The sequence below is a fragment of the Paracoccus sp. (in: a-proteobacteria) genome (genome assembly GCF_030538695.1).
Lineage (GTDB): Bacteria > Pseudomonadota > Alphaproteobacteria > Rhodobacterales > Rhodobacteraceae > Paracoccus.
In genome coordinates, this window is the sequence record NZ_JAUNTN010000011.1 from 1 (window position 1) to 16353 (window position 16353).

The 16353-nt window shown below is 62.3% G+C and carries 16 protein-coding genes and 1 pseudogene; 15 read left to right on the plus strand and 2 right to left on the minus strand.

From position 1 onward, the window contains the following. The first annotated feature begins 26 nt into the window (after window positions 1-26). The 3 genes from rpsB to Q4G24_RS07350 all read left to right on the plus strand — a co-directional run bounded on the left by rpsB (window position 27) and on the right by Q4G24_RS07350 (window position 2458). Window positions 27-794, plus strand: a complete 768-nt coding sequence (rpsB, locus tag Q4G24_RS07340) for a 30S ribosomal protein S2 (protein WP_303365980.1) — start codon at window positions 27-29, stop codon at window positions 792-794. Between the two features lie 69 nt (window positions 795-863). Then, window positions 864-1754, plus strand: coding sequence for a translation elongation factor Ts (gene tsf / locus Q4G24_RS07345; RefSeq protein ID WP_303365867.1), 891 nt, complete (start codon window positions 864-866; stop codon window positions 1752-1754). Between the two features lie 104 nt (window positions 1755-1858). Beyond that, window positions 1859-2458 (plus strand): d(CMP) kinase, encoded by a 600-nt coding sequence (locus Q4G24_RS07350; RefSeq protein WP_303365868.1) that lies wholly within the window; start codon window positions 1859-1861, stop codon window positions 2456-2458. A gap of 46 nt (window positions 2459-2504) precedes the next feature. Here Q4G24_RS07350 and Q4G24_RS07355 read toward each other — a convergent pair whose 3' ends face one another. Continuing rightward, window positions 2505-2954 (minus strand): hypothetical protein, encoded by a 450-nt coding sequence (locus Q4G24_RS07355; RefSeq protein WP_303365869.1) that lies wholly within the window; start codon window positions 2952-2954, stop codon window positions 2505-2507. 14 nt (window positions 2955-2968) lie between these two features. Next, window positions 2969-3652, minus strand: a complete 684-nt coding sequence (locus tag Q4G24_RS07360; RefSeq protein ID WP_303365870.1) for a hypothetical protein — start codon at window positions 3650-3652, stop codon at window positions 2969-2971. A 255-nt stretch (window positions 3653-3907) separates the two neighbouring features. On the opposite strand from Q4G24_RS07360, the pseudogene rpsA reads away from it, so the two are divergent. From rpsA to Q4G24_RS07420, 12 genes and pseudogenes are all read left to right on the plus strand, one after another. Further along, window positions 3908-5599 (plus strand): annotated as a pseudogene (gene rpsA, locus Q4G24_RS07365) (30S ribosomal protein S1); the annotation flags it as partial. A 225-nt stretch (window positions 5600-5824) separates the two neighbouring features. Further along, window positions 5825-6118 (plus strand): integration host factor subunit beta, encoded by a 294-nt coding sequence (ihfB, locus tag Q4G24_RS07370; RefSeq protein WP_303365871.1) that lies wholly within the window; start codon window positions 5825-5827, stop codon window positions 6116-6118. 30 nt (window positions 6119-6148) lie between these two features. Then, a complete protein-coding gene (locus Q4G24_RS07375; RefSeq protein ID WP_303365872.1) occupies window positions 6149-6544 on the plus strand; it encodes a LapA family protein in 396 nt (131 codons plus the stop codon). Continuing rightward, entirely contained in the window at window positions 6541-7173 is a 633-nt protein-coding gene (locus Q4G24_RS07380) for a phosphoribosylanthranilate isomerase (RefSeq protein ID WP_303365873.1), read from the plus strand. Before Q4G24_RS07375 ends, Q4G24_RS07380 begins: the two co-directional genes overlap by 4 nt. Window positions 7174-7239: 66 nt before the next feature. Further along, window positions 7240-7755: a DUF4405 domain-containing protein gene (locus Q4G24_RS07385; protein ID WP_303365874.1), complete on the plus strand. Its 516-nt coding sequence runs from the start codon at window positions 7240-7242 to the stop codon at window positions 7753-7755. A gap of 55 nt (window positions 7756-7810) precedes the next feature. Beyond that, window positions 7811-9481, plus strand: coding sequence for a formate--tetrahydrofolate ligase (locus tag Q4G24_RS07390; RefSeq protein ID WP_303365875.1), 1671 nt, complete (start codon window positions 7811-7813; stop codon window positions 9479-9481). A 132-nt stretch (window positions 9482-9613) separates the two neighbouring features. Then, window positions 9614-11899: a tetratricopeptide repeat protein gene (locus Q4G24_RS07395; RefSeq protein WP_303365876.1), complete on the plus strand. Its 2286-nt coding sequence runs from the start codon at window positions 9614-9616 to the stop codon at window positions 11897-11899. Beyond that, window positions 11896-12666, plus strand: a complete 771-nt coding sequence (gene rfbF, locus Q4G24_RS07400) for a glucose-1-phosphate cytidylyltransferase (RefSeq protein WP_303365877.1) — start codon at window positions 11896-11898, stop codon at window positions 12664-12666. Before Q4G24_RS07395 ends, rfbF begins: the two co-directional genes overlap by 4 nt. Next, entirely contained in the window at window positions 12651-13700 is a 1050-nt protein-coding gene (rfbG, locus tag Q4G24_RS07405) for a CDP-glucose 4,6-dehydratase (protein ID WP_303365878.1), read from the plus strand. The genes rfbF and rfbG overlap by 16 nt, the downstream gene beginning before the upstream one ends. After that, window positions 13697-14920 carry a class I SAM-dependent methyltransferase gene (locus Q4G24_RS07410; protein ID WP_303365879.1) on the plus strand — a complete coding sequence of 408 codons (1224 nt, stop codon included), beginning with the start codon at window positions 13697-13699 and terminating at the stop codon, window positions 14918-14920. The genes rfbG and Q4G24_RS07410 overlap by 4 nt, the downstream gene beginning before the upstream one ends. Beyond that, window positions 14920-15453, plus strand: coding sequence for a dTDP-4-dehydrorhamnose 3,5-epimerase family protein (locus tag Q4G24_RS07415; protein ID WP_303365880.1), 534 nt, complete (start codon window positions 14920-14922; stop codon window positions 15451-15453). Before Q4G24_RS07410 ends, Q4G24_RS07415 begins: the two co-directional genes overlap by 1 nt. Next, a complete protein-coding gene (locus Q4G24_RS07420) occupies window positions 15446-16312 on the plus strand; it encodes an NAD(P)-dependent oxidoreductase (protein ID WP_303365881.1) in 867 nt (288 codons plus the stop codon). Before Q4G24_RS07415 ends, Q4G24_RS07420 begins: the two co-directional genes overlap by 8 nt. Window positions 16313-16353 lie beyond the last annotated feature (41 nt).

Sequence of the window (16353 nt, forward strand, 5' to 3'; positions counted from 1 at the left end):
AGGCGCAAACCGGAAAGGAAATGGATATGGCGCTTCCCGAATTCTCCATGCGTCAGCTCTTGGAAGCTGGCGTTCACTATGGCCACCAGACCCAGCGCTGGAACCCGCGCATGTCGCAGTATATTTACGGCGACCGCAATGGCATCCACATCATCGACCTGACGCAGACCGTTCCGATGCTGGAACAGGCGCTGCAAGTCGTGCGCGATACCGTTGCCAAGGGCGGCCGTGTGCTGTTCGTCGGCACCAAGCGCCAGGCCAGCAAGGCAATTGCCGAAGCTGCTGAAAAATCGGCGCAATTCTACATGAACCACCGCTGGCTGGGTGGCACGCTGACCAACTGGAAAACCGTTTCGCAGTCGATCAGCCGCCTGAAAGCCATCGACGAAACCATGGCGACCGGCGCCGAGGGGCTGACTAAAAAAGAGCGTCTGGGCCTTGAGCGCGATCAGGCGAAGCTGCAAGCCTCTCTGGGCGGGATTCGCGAAATGGGCGGCCTGCCGGACCTGCTGTTCGTCGTGGACGTGAACAAGGAAGATCTGGCGATCGCCGAGGCGAAAAAGCTGGGCATCCCGGTCGTGGCCGTGGTTGACACCAACTGCTCGCCCGAAGGTGTGGACTATATCATCCCCGGCAATGACGACGCGGCCCGTGCCATCGCGCTTTACTGCGATCTGGCGGCCCGTGCGGCTCTGGACGGGATGTCGGCACAGATGGGCGCTGCTGGTGTTGACCTTGGCGCTCTGGCCGAAGCCCCGGCCGAGGAACTGGCCGAAGAAGCCGCGGAAGCCTGAGCGACCGTTACCGATTTGTCATCAGGCGGGGATATGCCCCGCCTGACGCTTTGACCAAAGGAGATAACCATGTCGATCACCGCTGCTATGGTGAAGGATCTGCGCGAAAAAACCGGCGCAGGCATGATGGATGCCAAAAAAGCCCTGACCGAAACCGCTGGCGATTTCGAAGCCGCGATTGACTGGCTGCGGACCAAAGGTCTGGCGAAAGCCGCCAAGAAATCCGACCGTGTGGCTGCTGAAGGTCTGGTCGGCGTGTCCGTGCGTGACGGTCGCGGCGTGGCGATCGAGCTGAACTCGGAAACCGACTTCGTGGCGAAAAACGCCGACTTCCAGAAGCTGGTGCGTGAAATCGCTGATGTGGCCGTCGAATCGGCTGATTCGGTTGAAGTGCTGCGTCAGACCCATCTGAACGGCAAGCCGGTCGAGGAAGTCCTGACCGACGCCATCGCCCGCATCGGTGAAAACATGACCCTGCGCCGGCTGCATGTTCTGGACGGTGACACCATCGTTCATTACGTCCACAACGCCGCCGCTGAAGGCATGGGCAAGATCGGTGTGCTGGTCGCGCTGAAAGGTGATAAGGCTCAGGCCGAAACCATCGGCAAGCAGATCGCCATGCATATCGCCGCCACCAACCCGGCCTCGTTGTCGGAAGCCGATCTGGACCCGGCGCTGGTCGAGCGTGAAAAGAACGTCCTGACCGAGCAGGCTCGGGAATCGGGCAAGCCGGATGCCGTGATCGAAAAGATGATCGTTGGCCGGATGGCGAAGTTCTTCGAAGAAGTGACCTTGCTGGGCCAGAAATTCGTGATGAACCCTGACATCACCGTGGCACAGGCCGCCAAGGAAGCCGGTGTCGAGGTGACGGGCTTTGCCCGCGTCGAAGTTGGCGAAGGCATCGAGAAAAAAGAAGAGGACTTCGCTGCAGAGGTTGCCAAGACCCTCAGCCAAGCCTGATCTTCGGAAGATGGTTCCGAACGCCGGTCCCTCTGGGGCCGGCGTTTTTCGTTGGACCCGGCCCCGCAGCCGTGGCAACAAACCCTGAAACACAAGAGGTCAGGATGCCTTTTATCATTGCTATCGACGGTCCTGCCGCTGCCGGCAAAGGCACGATTGCTCGCGCCTTGGCCGCGCATTTCGGCTTTCATCATCTGGATACGGGCCTGCTTTACCGTGCGGTTGGCGCAAAGGGCGGTGAAGCTCTTGCTGCAGCGCAAAGCCTGACCCCGGATGATCTGGCCCGTCCCGATCTGCGCAGCGCAGAGGCCGGGCAGGCCGCCAGTCGTGTTGCCACCATTCCCGAGGTTCGGGCGGCGCTGACCGATTTTCAGCGCAGCTTTGCCGCACAAGAGCCGGGCGCGATCCTTGACGGGCGCGACATCGGCACGGTGATTTGCCCGGATGCGACGCTAAAGCTGTTTGTCATCGCCAGTGACGAAGCCCGCGCCCGCCGCAGGGCCGATGAACTTGGTGCTGATTTCGATGAAACTCTGACGGAACTGCGCGCCCGTGACGCCCGCGATGCCGCCCGTGACGTGGCCCCTTTGCGTCCCGCCGATGACGCGGTGATGCTGGACACCACCCACATGACCATCAGCGAAGCTGTCGCCCGCGCCATTGCGCTGGTCGAGGCGCGGCAAGTGTCTGGTGGAGTGGTGTAGCGATCAAGAGACTGTTTCGGTCGTCAAAATGATGTAGCGGTTCCGGTCAGATGCGCTCAATCTGGAAGTGGCGGCGCAGTTTCATGCCCGACCATAACCAGCCCTCGCGATGGAAAAACGGCACTTGCCATGTAGGATGCGGCAGCACAGTCAACTGCCAGTTTCCGCCCGGCTGGAGGCGGAAATCCAGACGCCCCGGTCCGGCAATCCTGGCGCCGTCCCACCACACGGTCGCATAGGGCGTGCCGATCCGGGCGCTGTCCAGCACACGCAACTGCTGATCGGTCATGGTGATCGACAGGATGTCCTCATAAGGGGTATCGTCATCGCTGAAAATCACATAGCCGGGCAGCGGGTCGCCCGCCTCCAGTGCATAGGCCGCGATGACCCGTGCGCCCGCAAGCGTGGTCTGGTGGGGGCCAATGGCAAGCTGTCCGTGCGGAATCTCGCCGGGAGTGAAGGAAAAAGTCAGCTCATCAGGGTGCAACTGGCGCATGGTTTTCCCCGATGTCAGAAAAACAGACTGACACCGAAGGCACCCGCGACAGCGCCAACGAAAGCTGTGACCGTCGAGCAGACTGGCGCACCGGGGCCACAAACCAGCCCGGCTGCCGCGCCGCCAAGCGCCCCTCCGGCGATTCCTCCGGCAAATACAGCGCCCTCTTTGGCTGACGCTGCGACCTTATCCTCGGCGGTGGCGACATTATACACGGCCACGCCCAGAGATAGAACGATCAGGCCACGCCCTGCGTTGGATGCGTGGCGCATGATCACATTTACGCGTGGGTTGGATCGGCCAGCGGCCTCAATCACAGCCCGGTAAACCTCATCCTGCTGCCCCGCGCCGAGCTGGTTAAAGCCTTTCTTGAATATCGAACCGGCTTTTTTATCCAGCAATTGATTCAGTGTCAGCCCGCTGGCTTTCATGTCCTGTGCCAGTGCCCGTGCGACAAGGGTGTTTTGCGACCGGGTCAGGTCCATGATGATGTTTCGCTGCTCATTGGCGCGGTGGGCGGCTTCTGCCCATGTCATGTTGCCTGCCTGAACCTGTGCTTTCATCTCGCGCGACATGGTGTCGATTAATCGCGTGTAGCGAGATCGAAGCGCACCATCCCAACTCAACGCAGCTCCGCTTGCCGCAATGCCGCCACGCAGGGCAGATATCTCGCGGTCAAAATCAGCTTCGGTCGCCATATCAGAGAGACCCATGATGGATGAGGCAGGGCAGATCATAAGGGCGGGGTAGGCCGGGCGTCAATTGGGCCGGGCGCGTTGTAAAAGCCTTGCCAAACCCCGGATTTTCCGCTAAGCGCCCCCTGTCCGAAGGGCGATATGGTCAGAACAGACCGCCTTTGAAGGGTCCGGCACCGCGCCGCGACCCTTTCCGTCTATCCGGGCAGAACACAGACCGGCGGAGCCAACCGTCAGGCCAGAAACCACTGCAAAGGAACTGAAAGCCACATGGCAAAAAGCGCAAGCATGGAAGAATTCGAGGCCCTTCTCAACGAAAGCCTCGACATCGACACCCCGGCCGAAGGGTCGGTCGTCAAGGGCAAGGTCATCGCCATCGAGGCGGGGCAAGCCATCATCGACGTGGGCTACAAGATGGAAGGCCGCGTTGATCTGAAAGAATTCGCAAATCCCGGCGAAGAGCCGAACCTGTCGGTTGGCGATGAGGTCGAGGTCTATCTGGACCGCGTGGAAAACGCCCGTGGCGAAGCCTCGATTAGCCGCGACAAGGCTCGCCGCGAAGAAGCATGGGATCGTCTGGAAAAAGCCTATGCCGCCGAGGAGCGCGTCGAGGGCGCGATCTTTGGTCGCGTCAAAGGCGGCTTTACCGTCGATCTGGGTGGCGCTGTAGCCTTCCTGCCCGGCAGTCAGGTTGACGTGCGCCCGGTGCGTGACGCTGGCCCGCTGATGGGTCTGAAGCAACCGTTCCAGATCCTGAAAATGGACCGTCGCCGCGGCAATATCGTGGTGTCGCGCCGCGCCATTCTGGAAGAATCGCGTGCCGAACAGCGTGCAGAAGTGATCGGCAACCTGACCGAAGGTCAGATCGTCGATGGCGTGGTCAAGAACATCACCGAATACGGTGCCTTCGTTGATCTGGGTGGCGTTGACGGCCTGCTGCATGTCACCGACATGGCATGGCGTCGCGTCAATCACCCGTCCGAGATCCTGAACATCGGTGAAACCGTCAAGGTTCAGGTCATCAAGATCAACAAGGACAGCCATCGCATCAGCCTGGGCATGAAGCAGCTTCAGGCCGATCCGTGGGATACCGTGGGCGACAAGTTCCCGCTGGGTTCGGTCCATCAGGGCCGCGTGACCAACATCACCGACTACGGTGCCTTTGTTGAGCTGGAGCCGGGCGTGGAAGGTCTTGTCCATGTCTCGGAAATGAGCTGGACCAAGAAAAACGTCCATCCGGGCAAGATCGTCTCGACCTCGCAAGAGGTGGACGTGATGATTCTGGAAATCGACGAATCCAAGCGCCGCGTCTCTCTGGGCCTCAAGCAGACCCAGCGCAATCCGTGGGAAGTCTTTGCCGAAACCCATCCGACCGGCACCGTCATCGAAGGCGAGGTCAAGAACATCACCGAATTCGGTCTGTTCATCGGTCTGGACGGCGACATCGACGGCATGGTTCACCTGTCGGACATCTCGTGGGATGCCCGTGGCGAGGACGCGATTCAGGACTACCGCAAGGGCGATATGGTGAAAGCCGTCGTCCAGGAGGTGGATACCGAGAAAGAGCGTATCAGCCTGTCGATCAAAGCGCTGGAAAACGAAGCCATGGCCGAAGCCGTTGACGGCGTGAAGCGTGGCGACGTCATCACCGTCGAAGTCACCGCCATCGAAGATGGTGGCGTCGAGGTCGAATATAACGGCGTGAAATCCTTCATCCGCCGTTCGGATCTGGCCCGCGACCGTCAGGACCAGCGTCCCGAGCGTTTCGGCGTTGGTGATAAGGTTGATGTGCGCGTCACCAATATCGACAGCAAAACCCGTCGTCTGGGCCTGTCGATCAAGGCGCGTGAGATCGCTGAAGAGCGTGAAGCCGTCGAACAGTTCGGCAGCTCGGATTCGGGTGCCTCGCTGGGTGACATCCTGGGCGCTGCGCTGAAAAGCCGCGACTGATCGCTTTGACTGAGCAATCCTGCCCGTCCCCGAAAGGGGGCGGGTTTTGTAATTTGTCTTTGCAGTTCAGTTTTTGTTGGTATTTTTCTGCGAAACGCAGAACTATAGGGCGCTCTTGTGCGTTACCACTTTATCCCTGAGGCATAGCGGGCTAGGTTGTTATGCCAAGATGGTTTCCATTCTGCTTACCGCTGGTCCGGTGGGGCGATAGTTAAAGGTTTACCGATGATCCGTTCTGAACTGATCCAGAAGATCGCTGAGGAAAATCCGCATCTGTTTCAGCGGGATGTCGAGAAGATCGTGAACACGGTCTTTGAGGAAATCATCGACGCTATGGCGCGCGGTGAGCGCGTTGAGTTGCGTGGTTTCGGTGCGTTTTCTGTCAAAAAGCGTGATTCCCGCACCGGGCGCAACCCTCGCACCGGCGAATCGGTCGCGGTCGAGGAGAAGCATGTGCCTTTCTTCAAGACCGGCAAATTGCTGCGTGACAGGTTGAACGGGCTGGACGATCAGGGCTAAGACAGTCCCGCGAAACTTGAGGGGGCGGCAATGCGTCTGATCCGGCTGATTTTGATTCTCGCTTTGGCGGTTGCCTTGGTATTGCTGGCGCTGGCCAATCGTGGTGCGGTGACGCTGAACCTGTTTCCGGCGCAATTCGGCCAGTATCTTGGCGGCCAATGGTCACTGACCCTGCCGCTGTTTCTGGTGGTGTTTCTGGCACTGGCGGCGGGGATGGTTCTTGGCCTGATCTGGGAATATCTGCGCGAAGCCTCGATCCGGGCCGAGGCACGCCGCGCTGATGTGCGGGCAAACCGCCTGCAACATGAGGTGCGCAGCCTGCGCAAAGCCCATGACGCCCCGCATGACGAGGTTCTGGCCATCGTCGATGCGCCGACGGCAAAGCCTGCGACGCAGGCCCCGGCGCTGATGGACAGCCGTTCGTGACAGCGGTTAAAATCTGCGGATTAACCAGCCTTGATGCCGTCTCTGTGGCGGCCGAGGCAGGGGCGCGTTTTGTCGGCTTTGTCTTTTTCCCGAAATCGCCGCGCCATGTCAGCGTTGAACAGGCGGCTGCTTTGGCGGTTGAGGTGCCTTTCGGCGTGATGAAAGTCGGATTGTTCGTCAACCCGACCGATGCGGCGCTGGACGAGGTTCTGGCGCAAGTGCCGCTTGACATGATCCAGCTTCACGGCACGGAAACGCCTGCCCGTGTGCAGGAGGTCCGCGCCCGCACTGGCCTGCCGGTGATGAAGGCCGTGGGCATTTCCGGCCCGCAAGATCTTGATACGCTTTGGGATTATGGGCTGGTGGCGGATATGCTGCTGGTTGATGCCAAGCCGCCCAAAGATGCGGATTTGCCCGGTGGCAATGGGCTGGCTTTTGACTGGCGGCTGCTGGTCGGGCGGCGCTGGCTGAAACCCTGGATGCTGGCGGGCGGGCTGACCCCTGAAAACGTGGCCGAGGCTGTCCGGCTGACCGGGGCGCAGGCGGTCGATGTCAGTTCGGGCGTAGAATCTGCGCCGGGGCAGAAAAATGCCGCGCTGATCCGTGATTTTGTGGCGGCTGCGGGCTGACGTTTACGATTTGTTGGGGGATGCAGGTGTAAGTTTGCAGCATAGCCACAGACAAGGATCTGAGCCATGTTGTCTTTCTTTAACCGCTACGCCACGCCATTCACGACAGGGCTGTTTACCGTCTCGCTGATTTCGGGCGTGGCATTGTTCTTTCATATCGGTCCGGCTGGCCTGCATGGGATGCATGAATGGCTCAGCATGGTGCTGATCCTGCCGATTGCGTTGCATGTTTGGCGCAACTGGCGTGCTTTCGGGAATTACTTCCGGTATGTGCCGATGCGGACCGCGCTGCTGGTGTCGGCTGTTCTGGCAGGGCTGTTCCTGATTCCCACGGGCGAATCGGGGCGTTCGGGGCCGCCGCAATTTACTTTGGCGCGTCAGCTTATGGCCGCACCCGTGACGGTGGTTGCGCCTGCTTTGGGCAGCTCGACTGAGGATCTGACGGCGCGTCTGAAGGCTGCCGGGATCACGCTGGCCACGCCCGATCAGCCGCTGGCCACGCCCGATCAGCCGCTGGCAGAGGCCGCTGCGGCGGCGGGTAAGTCTGAAATGGCGCTTGCTGCGGCGCTGACTGCGGAATAGGCGGCTTGCAACCTGTTGCGGCTCGGGGTTTTCTGTGCCGCAACAAGGGGGTGCCATGACCAGCGACATCGAAATTGCCCGTGCGGCGCGGAAATTGCCGATTGCGGATATTGCGGCCCAACTTGGTCTTGGCCCGGATGAGATCCTGCCCTATGGCCATGACAAGGCCAAGATGACCCATGCGGCCGTTGCGGCCCGCCGGGATGCGGCGCGCGGGCGTCTGGTTTTGGTCACGGCGATCAGCCCGACACCTGCGGGTGAGGGCAAAACCACGACGACCGTTGGTCTTGCGGATGGGCTGAACCGGATTGGCAAACGGGCAGTGGTTTGCATCCGCGAGGCGTCTCTGGGACCGAACTTCGGCATGAAGGGCGGCGCGGCCGGAGGAGGCTATGCGCAGGTGATCCCGATGGAGGATATGAACCTGCATTTCACCGGCGATTTCCACGCCATCACCAGCGCCCATAACTTGCTGGCGGCGATGGTGGATAATCATATCCATTGGGGCAATGCACTGGGTTTCGATACGCGGCGGGTGGTCTGGCGGCGGGTGGTCGATATGAACGACCGGGCCTTGCGTCAGATGGTGGTGGCCCTTGGTGGAGCGGTCAATGGGGTGCCGCGCGAGTCGGGATTTGACATTACGGTTGCATCTGAGGTCATGGCAATCTTGTGTCTTGCCAATGATTTGCGTGATTTGCAGGATCGTTTGGGGCGGATGGTCGTTGGCTATCGCGCCGACAAAACGGCGATTACCGCAGCCGATCTGAAGGCGCATGGGGCGATGACGGTGCTGCTGAAAGATGCGTTGCAGCCCAATCTTGTGCAGACGCTGGAAAACAACCCGGCGCTGGTTCATGGCGGGCCGTTTGCCAATATCGCCCACGGCTGCAACAGCGTTGTGGCGACGCGCACGGCGCTGGCGCTTGGGGATTATGTCGTGACCGAGGCGGGTTTCGGGGCCGATCTTGGTGCGGAGAAGTTCCTGAATATCAAATGCCGTATGGCAGGGCTTGCACCTGATGCCGTGGTGATCGTGGCGACGGTTCGGGCGCTGAAAATGCATGGCGGGGTGGCGCGTGCCGATCTGGCGGCTGCGGATGTGCCGGCGCTGCGCAAAGGCTGCGCCAATCTGGCCCGGCATGTCGAAAACATCCGCCGTTTTGGCCTGCCGGTGGTGGTGGCGATCAACCATTTTGCCGGTGACAGCGAAGCTGAAATTGCCGCACTGCAAGACGAATGTGCAGCGATTGGCGTGCAGGCGGTGCTGTCCCGCCACTGGGCCGAGGGTGGTGCAGGCGCCGAGGATCTGGCACGGGCTGTCGCCGCGCTGGCCGACAGCGGGCAGGCTGATTTCGCCCCGCTTTACCTCGATGATCTGCCGCTGTGGGACAAGATCGAAACCATTTGTCGCCAGATTTACGGGGCCGATGGGGCAGACGCCAGCCCGGCCCTGCGGGCGCAACTGACCGCTTGGGAACAGGCAGGTTATGGTCATTTGCCGATCTGCATGGCCAAGACGCAATATAGCTTCTCGTCTGATCCAAGCCTGCTGGGCGCCCCTTCGGGGCATCGGGTGCAGGTTCGGGAATTGCGGCTGTCGGCAGGTGCAGGTTTTATCGTGGCGATTTGCGGTGAGATGATGACCATGCCCGGCCTGCCGCGCATCCCCGCGGCTGAGCGCATCCGCCTGAACGATCAGGGCGAGGTCGAAGGGTTGTTCTGACCGGTTCGACGCACCGATAAAATCTGCGCGCCACGGGAATAATCCTTGGTTTTGTACGTTATCAGCTAGACAAAAGCAGCGTGGTTGCCGATCCTTTGGGCAGCCCTAATACCTTAGGAAATAACCGTTCTGATGGCTCACCCGCGTTTGACTGCTGCCGAAATTGCCCTTGCCCGCGCCAATGAGGCCATGCGCCGGAATGATTTTCCTGCCGCTGCGACGGGCTTTGCCGAGGCTACCGCCAAGGGGGCGGCGCTGAAACTGACGGCGTTCGGCCATGCCTGGGCGCTCAGCCAGACTGGCCGTCATGCGGATGCGGTCGAGGTGCTGAAACCGTGGTTTGCAAAGAACCAGAAGGATTACCAGACCGTCAATCTGATGGGCGTGCTGCTGAAACGGCAGGGGCGACTGAAAAAGGCGCTGGAGGTGCTGGAACTGGCTCGCAAACTGCGCCCGCAGGCGGTCTCGGTGTGGCAGAACCTTGGCAATACCCATGAGGCTTTGGGTGATTACGCCAAGGCCGCGCAAGCCTATCGCGGCGGGTTGAAACTGGAACCGAACTCGGGCGAATTGTGGCGGTTGCTGGGGCGGCAGCAAGCCATGCTGGGCCAGAATGCCGAGGCTGCCGACAGTTTTCGCCGTGCGCTGAGCCTGTCCCCCGACGATGATCTGATCGTGGCGCTGCTGGTTCAGGCGTTGCAGCGGGCGGGGCAGGTGGATGCCGCCCGCGCCGAGGTCGCCCGGCTGCGGGCCGCCGCGCCGGATAATCTGGAATATCAGGTGACCGATGCCCGGCTGCGGTTCCGCACCGGCGACCGCGACGGGGCGCTGGAACTGCTGCGCGAGGTGCTGGCGCGTGACCCGGCCCATATCAACGCTGCGCTGCAATTCTCGGTTACGGTGGGCGAGGCTGACCGCCGCGCGGCGAATGAGGTGCTGGAACGGGCTGTGGCCGCCTATCCCAACGCTTTCGATCCGCTGGAACGGCTGGTCGAAAGCCTGTCGCGCAGCCGTTACGACAGCGAGGCCGCGCATCTGGACAGGGCCTATGATCTGGCCAAGCGGCTGATGGACCGCTTTCCGTCCCGCATCGGTGATGCCGCGCGGACGCTGCGCACGATCCTGATGCGGGTGCTGGACGAAGACCGGATGGCCCAGACAGGTGGCCTGCGCGCGCTTCTGGATCTGTGGCGGGCAAATGGACCGCATAGTACGGTGCATTACGAATTGGGGCAGGTCGCAGATATGGAAGATCGGCTGGCGCTGGTCGAATGGCACCGTGACTGGGGCCGCCGGACCAGTGATGCGGTGCAGCTGTTGCCCCTTGCAAGGCCGCCCTTGGCGGGGCGTAAGCTGCGGGTCGGGCTGATGTCCTCTGACCTGCGCCAGCATCCTGTGACCTATTTCGCTCTGCCGCTGATCGAAGGCTATGACCGCGATCAGGTCGAGCTTTATTGCTATTCCTTCTATGAAAAGCCTGCCGACCCGATGCAGACACATATTGCGGGGCAGGTGACGGGGTTCCGGCATTGGCCGGGGCAGACTTCGGAACAGGTGGCCGAGGGGATTGCAGCCGATGGGCTGGATATTCTGTTCGAGCTTGGCGGCTCGACCGCGATGAACAAGCTGGATGTGATGGCCTATCGCCCGGCGCGGCTTGGGGCCAGTTGGCTGGGCTATCCCCATTCGGCGGGGCTTGAACAGATCGACCTGATCCTGACTGACCCCTATATCCGCCCCGAAGACCCGCGTCTGCTGATCGAGCGCCCGTTCGAGATGCCGGAAACCTGGGTCAGCCTGTCCAAAATGTTCCAGCCGCATCCGATTCTTGATGCGACCCCCGAGGCGCGCAAAGGCTATCTGAGCTTTGGCACCGCGAACAATCCCTATAAATATACCCCCGCCTGTATCGACGCATGGGCGGCAGTATTGCGGGCGGTGCCGGGGTCGCGCTTTGTGTTTCTGCGGCCCGAAGGCGCGGTTCAGGCGTTCATCGACAACAGCCGCGCGGCTTTTGCCCGCCGCGATGTGGACCCTGAGCGGCTGGAGTTCATCGGCGTGCGCGGCGACCATATGCGACATTACAATGAAATCGACATCGCACTGGACAGCTTGCCGCATGTCGGCGGCACGACCACTTGCGAATCGTTATGGATGGGGGTGCCGACGATCAGCCTTGTAGGGCCGGGGTTCCCCGAACGGCTGTCCTATTCCAATCTGGTGAACGCAGGTCTGCCTGATCTGGCGGTGTTTTCATCCGCTGATTACGTCGCCAAAGCTGCGGAACTGGCGGCGGACCCGGCCCGGCGTCTGGCGCTGCGTCACGGTTTGCGGGCGCAGATCGCAGCGCACCCTCTGGGCCAGCCGGAACGCTTCACACGGGCCTTTTTCGATCAGGCCAGAAAGGTGGCATCATGAAGGCGGTGATCCTTGCCGGGGGTCTTGGCACCCGTTTGTCCGAAGAAACCGGGTTGCGGCCCAAGCCGATGGTGGAAATTGGCGGACGCCCGATCCTGTGGCATATCATGCAGATCTATGCCGCGCATGGGGTGCATGATTTCGTCATTTGCCTTGGTTATCGGGGCTGGCAGATCAAGGAATATTTCCTGAACTATGGGCTGTTGTCCTCTGATCTGACCGTGGATTTGGGGACCGGCGCGGTGGATGTCCTGCGCCCTGCACCCGAGCCGTGGCGGGTGACGCTGATCGACACCGGCGAGGCCACGCAGACGGGCGGGCGGCTGGCGCGTGTCGGCCATTTGTTGCGCGGTGAGGACGCCTTTTGCCTGACCTATGGTGACGGGCTTGGTGATGTGGATATTCGCGGCGCGATTGATTTTCACCGCCGCCATGGGCGACAGGCAACTGTGACTGCGGTGGTGCCGCCGGGGCGCTTTGGTGCGCTGGAACGCGACGGCGACCGGGTGGCGGGCTTTACCGAAAAGCCTGCGGGCGACGGCGGCACCATCAATGGCGGCTTCTTTGTCCTGTCACCCGCCGTTCTGGACCGGATCGAGGGTGACGCGACCGTGTGGGAGGACGCACCCCTGCAAGGGCTGGCCCGGGATGGTGAATTGATGGCTTGGGCGCATCATGGCTTCTGGCGGCCGATGGACACGCTGCGGGACCGTAACCAATTGAACAGCATGTGGGAAAAGGGGAACGCGCCGTGGAAGATCTGGTGAGGCGACCCGTTCCGGGGTTCTGGTCGGGCCGCCGGGTGCTGCTGACCGGCCATACCGGCTTCAAGGGTGGCTGGCTGGCACGGATGCTGGCGGCGCTTGGGGCGCAGGTGACGGGCTTTGCGCTGGACCCACTGCCGGGGGACAGCGGCTTTGATCTGCTTGGCGTGAAACGTGACCTGACCGACCTGCGCGGCGATCTGCGCGATCCGCAGGCGGTGGCGCAAGCTGTTCAGGGGGCGGAGATCGTCCTGCACCTTGCTGCACAAGCTATCGTTTCCGAGGGCTATCGTGACCCGGCTGGCACCTGGGGCAGCAATGTGACCGGCACCTTGAACCTGCTGGATGCGTTGCGCGGGCAGGGCGTGCAGGCGGCGGTAATCGTGACCTCGGATAAGGTCTATCGCAACGAAGCCAGCCGTGCCTTTGTTGAAACCGATGCCTTGGGCGGCGACGACCCCTATTCGGCATCGAAAGCCGCCTGTGAGATCCTGACTGCCAGTCATCGTGCCAGCTTTGCTGACCTGCCGCCCATGGCGACGGCGCGGGCGGGGAATGTCATCGGCGGCGGAGATTTTGGCAAGGACAGGCTGATCCCCGATCTGGTCCGGGCCGAACGCGACGCCCGCCCGCTGATCTTGCGCAACCCCGATTCGACCCGCCCGTTCCAGCATGTGCTGGATGTGGTTGCGGGCCTCTTGCTGCTGGCCGAGGCTCTGGTGGCGGGCGATGGTCCCGCAGCGGTGAACTTTGGCCCGGCGCAGGCGGAACTCTCGGTGCGCGACCTGATCGGGCATTGGGAAAACGCCACCCGCCGCCCGGTGGCGTGGCAACAAGCGGATGTGCCGGTGATGGCTGAAAAGCCGCGGCTGGCGCTGGACAGCAGCCTTGCCCGTAAGCGCCTGCACTGGCAGCCGGCCCATGATACCGCGCAGGCGGTGGCGGCGACGGCGCGCTGGTATGGGCAATGGGGGCAGGGGCATGACATGGCCGCCGCCAGCGATGCGGCTATCCGCAGCTATTTGAGGGACATATGACGGCGATCAGCTCTTGCCGCGCCTGCGGGGCACCCTTTGGTCCGGTGTTTTGCGACCTTGGCACCATGGCTGTGGCCAATTCCTATCTGCCGCCTGATGCCGACCCCGCGCAGGAGCCGCGTTTTCCCCTGCGGGCGGTGGTCTGTTCGCAATGTCGCATGGTGCAACTGGATCATTCCGTCGATGCCGAGGGGGTTTTCCGGGATTATGCCTATTTTTCATCGGCTTCTGATAGCTGGCTGACACACGCCCACAGCTATGCCCACGCGATGATCGACCGGCTGGCGCTTGGGACAGGGTCTTTCGTGGTCGAGGCCGCCTCGAACGACGGCTATCTGCTGCGCAATTTCGTGGCCGCTGGGGTGCCTTGCCTTGGGGTGGAACCCGCCGCCAATGTTGCCGCTGTCGCGCAGGCGGCCGGGGTGCCGACCCGCGTTGATTTCCTGACGCCCGAGACGGCGGAGCAGATCGTGGCGGCACACGGCCCTGCCGATCTGGTCGCGGCCAATAATGTCATGGCGCATGTGCCGGACATCAACGGTTTCACGCAGGCGCTGGCCGGCCTGCTGAAGCCCGAAGGCGTGCTGACGGTTGAATCCCCGCATCTGCTGGCGCTGGTCGATGGCTGCCAGTTCGACACGATTTACCATGAACACTACGCCTATTGGTCGCTGCTGGCCTTTGAACGACTGTTGGCGCGGCATGGGCTGTATGTGTTTCATATCGAACATTTGCCGACGCATGGTGGCAGCCTGCGTATCTTTGCCAGTCGCCAGCGCCGCGCCGCATCGGCCGACCTGACCGCGCAGCGCCAGCGCGAGGCTGCGCGGGGGGTGGATGGCGACGGTTTCTATCAGGGCTTCAACGCCCGTGTGGCGCAGGTGGTCGGCGGGTTCCGTGACTGGCTGGCCGCGCGACAGGCCAAGGGGCGGCGCATTGCGGGTTATGGCGCGGCGGCCAAGGGCAACACGTTTCTGAACGCGGCGCAGATCGGGGCGGGGGATATGCTGGCGGTAGCGGATCGTTCGACCGCGAAACAGGGGCGGCTTTTGCCCGGCAGCCACATTCCGGTTGTCTCTCCCGAGGCGCTGCTGGCGCTGGCCCCGGATGACATCCTGATCCTGCCGTGGAACATCGCCGATGAGGTCACGGCACAGCTTCGCGGGGCGGGGTTCGCGGGCGACCTCTGGACCGCCGTGCCGCAGATGGAGGCGCGCTGATGCAGTTGACACCGACCCCAATCCCCGGCCTGTTCAGCGTTGAAAGTTCCGCCCATAGTGACGAACGCGGCAGCTTTCGCCGGGCATGGTGCGCAGATGCTTTTGCGCAGGCAGGGCTGGATTTCACCCCGCATCAGGCCAGTATCTCGACCAATATCCACTTGCATACGCTGCGCGGAATGCACTTTCAGACCGCGCCGCATCAGGAACAAAAGCTGGTGCGTTGCGTGGCGGGTGCGATCCATGAGGTTGCGTTGGATCTGCGCCCGGATAGCCCGACCTTCCGGCGCTTTTATGCAACGCAGCTCTCGGCGGATCAGGGAAATGCACTGTTCTTGCCACGCGGACTGGCGCATGGGTTTCTGACCCTGACGCCGGGGGCGGTGGTGGAATATCTGATCGACACCGCCTATGCGCCGGAGGCAGCCTCGGGGGTGCGCTGGAACGATCCGGCTTTTGGCATCGACTGGCCTGCCGCGCCGCAGGTTATCAACCCGCGTGATGCAGCATGGCCGGACTTCCCCCGTGACTGAGGTCATCGTCACCGGCGCATCGGGTTTTGTCGGGCGGGCGCTGGTGATGGCACTGGCAGCGCGCGGGGATCGGGTTCATGCTGTCAGTCGCCGCGCCGGAGCAGATCAACCCGGCGTGATCTGGCATCAGGCCGATTTGCTGACGCCAGAGGGGCGGGCGGCGCTGCCGGATGCGCCGGTGCTGATCCATTGCGCATGGCAGGTCGAACACGGGGCCTTCTGGACATCGCCCGAGAATGAGGTCTGGCGGCTGGCATCGGGCGATCTGATCCGGCGGTTTCTGGGCCGGGGCGGGCGGCGGGTGATGGTGCTTGGCACTTGCGCTGAATATGACGCGCAGGCGGATGGCCCGTGGGACGAGGGGCGGCCGATTGCCCCCGCAACGCCCTATGGGGCGGCCAAGGTGGGGCTGTTCGACGATCTGGCCGATATTGGCGCGGCGCTGATCTGGCCGCGGCTGTTCCACCTTTACGGGCCGGGCGAGGATGCGCGGCGGCTGATCCCCTCGCTGGTGCTGGGCTTGCGTCAGGGCCGCGCGACCGAGATTCGCAAGGCGCATCTGATCCGTGATTTCGCGTCGACCCCCTATCTGGCGCGGGTGCTGCTGGCGCTGTTGGACAGCCAGACCAGCGGTGCGGTGGATGTCGGCAGCGGTCAGCCGCGCAGCCTTGGTGATCTGGCGCTGATCCTTGCGACGGCTGCTCTCCATCCCGAGCGACTGCGCCTGTCGCAACAGATCGACCCGGCAGAGCCACGCCTGATGGCCCCGCGCCTGACCCGGTTGCACACCGCCATCGGCCCGGTCAGTGAAACGCCCGAGCGAGCCTTGCCGCAGGCACTGAACTGGAGCTTTTCTTGACCGTTCCGTTTGACCTTTTCGGCTTTTTGTCATGGTTTTGA

Excerpts from the sequence above, each read along its gene's own strand:
- rpsB (WP_303365980.1), top strand. The coding sequence starts at position 27 with ATGGCGCTTCCCGAATTCTCCATGCGTCAGCTCTTGGAAGCTGGCGTT.
- tsf (WP_303365867.1), top strand. The coding sequence starts at position 864 with ATGTCGATCACCGCTGCTATGGTGAAGGATCTGCGCGAAAAAACCGGC.
- Q4G24_RS07350 (WP_303365868.1), top strand. The coding sequence starts at position 1,859 with ATGCCTTTTATCATTGCTATCGACGGTCCTGCCGCTGCCGGCAAAGGC.
- Q4G24_RS07355 (WP_303365869.1), bottom strand. The coding sequence starts at position 2,954 with ATGCGCCAGTTGCACCCTGATGAGCTGACTTTTTCCTTCACTCCCGGC.
- Q4G24_RS07360 (WP_303365870.1), bottom strand. The coding sequence starts at position 3,652 with ATGGCGACCGAAGCTGATTTTGACCGCGAGATATCTGCCCTGCGTGGC.
- ihfB (WP_303365871.1), top strand. The coding sequence starts at position 5,825 with ATGATCCGTTCTGAACTGATCCAGAAGATCGCTGAGGAAAATCCGCAT.
- Q4G24_RS07375 (WP_303365872.1), top strand. The coding sequence starts at position 6,149 with ATGCGTCTGATCCGGCTGATTTTGATTCTCGCTTTGGCGGTTGCCTTG.
- Q4G24_RS07385 (WP_303365874.1), top strand. The coding sequence starts at position 7,240 with ATGTTGTCTTTCTTTAACCGCTACGCCACGCCATTCACGACAGGGCTG.
- Q4G24_RS07390 (WP_303365875.1), top strand. The coding sequence starts at position 7,811 with ATGACCAGCGACATCGAAATTGCCCGTGCGGCGCGGAAATTGCCGATT.
- Q4G24_RS07395 (WP_303365876.1), top strand. The coding sequence starts at position 9,614 with ATGGCTCACCCGCGTTTGACTGCTGCCGAAATTGCCCTTGCCCGCGCC.
- rfbF (WP_303365877.1), top strand. The coding sequence starts at position 11,896 with ATGAAGGCGGTGATCCTTGCCGGGGGTCTTGGCACCCGTTTGTCCGAA.
- Q4G24_RS07410 (WP_303365879.1), top strand. The coding sequence starts at position 13,697 with ATGACGGCGATCAGCTCTTGCCGCGCCTGCGGGGCACCCTTTGGTCCG.
- Q4G24_RS07415 (WP_303365880.1), top strand. The coding sequence starts at position 14,920 with ATGCAGTTGACACCGACCCCAATCCCCGGCCTGTTCAGCGTTGAAAGT.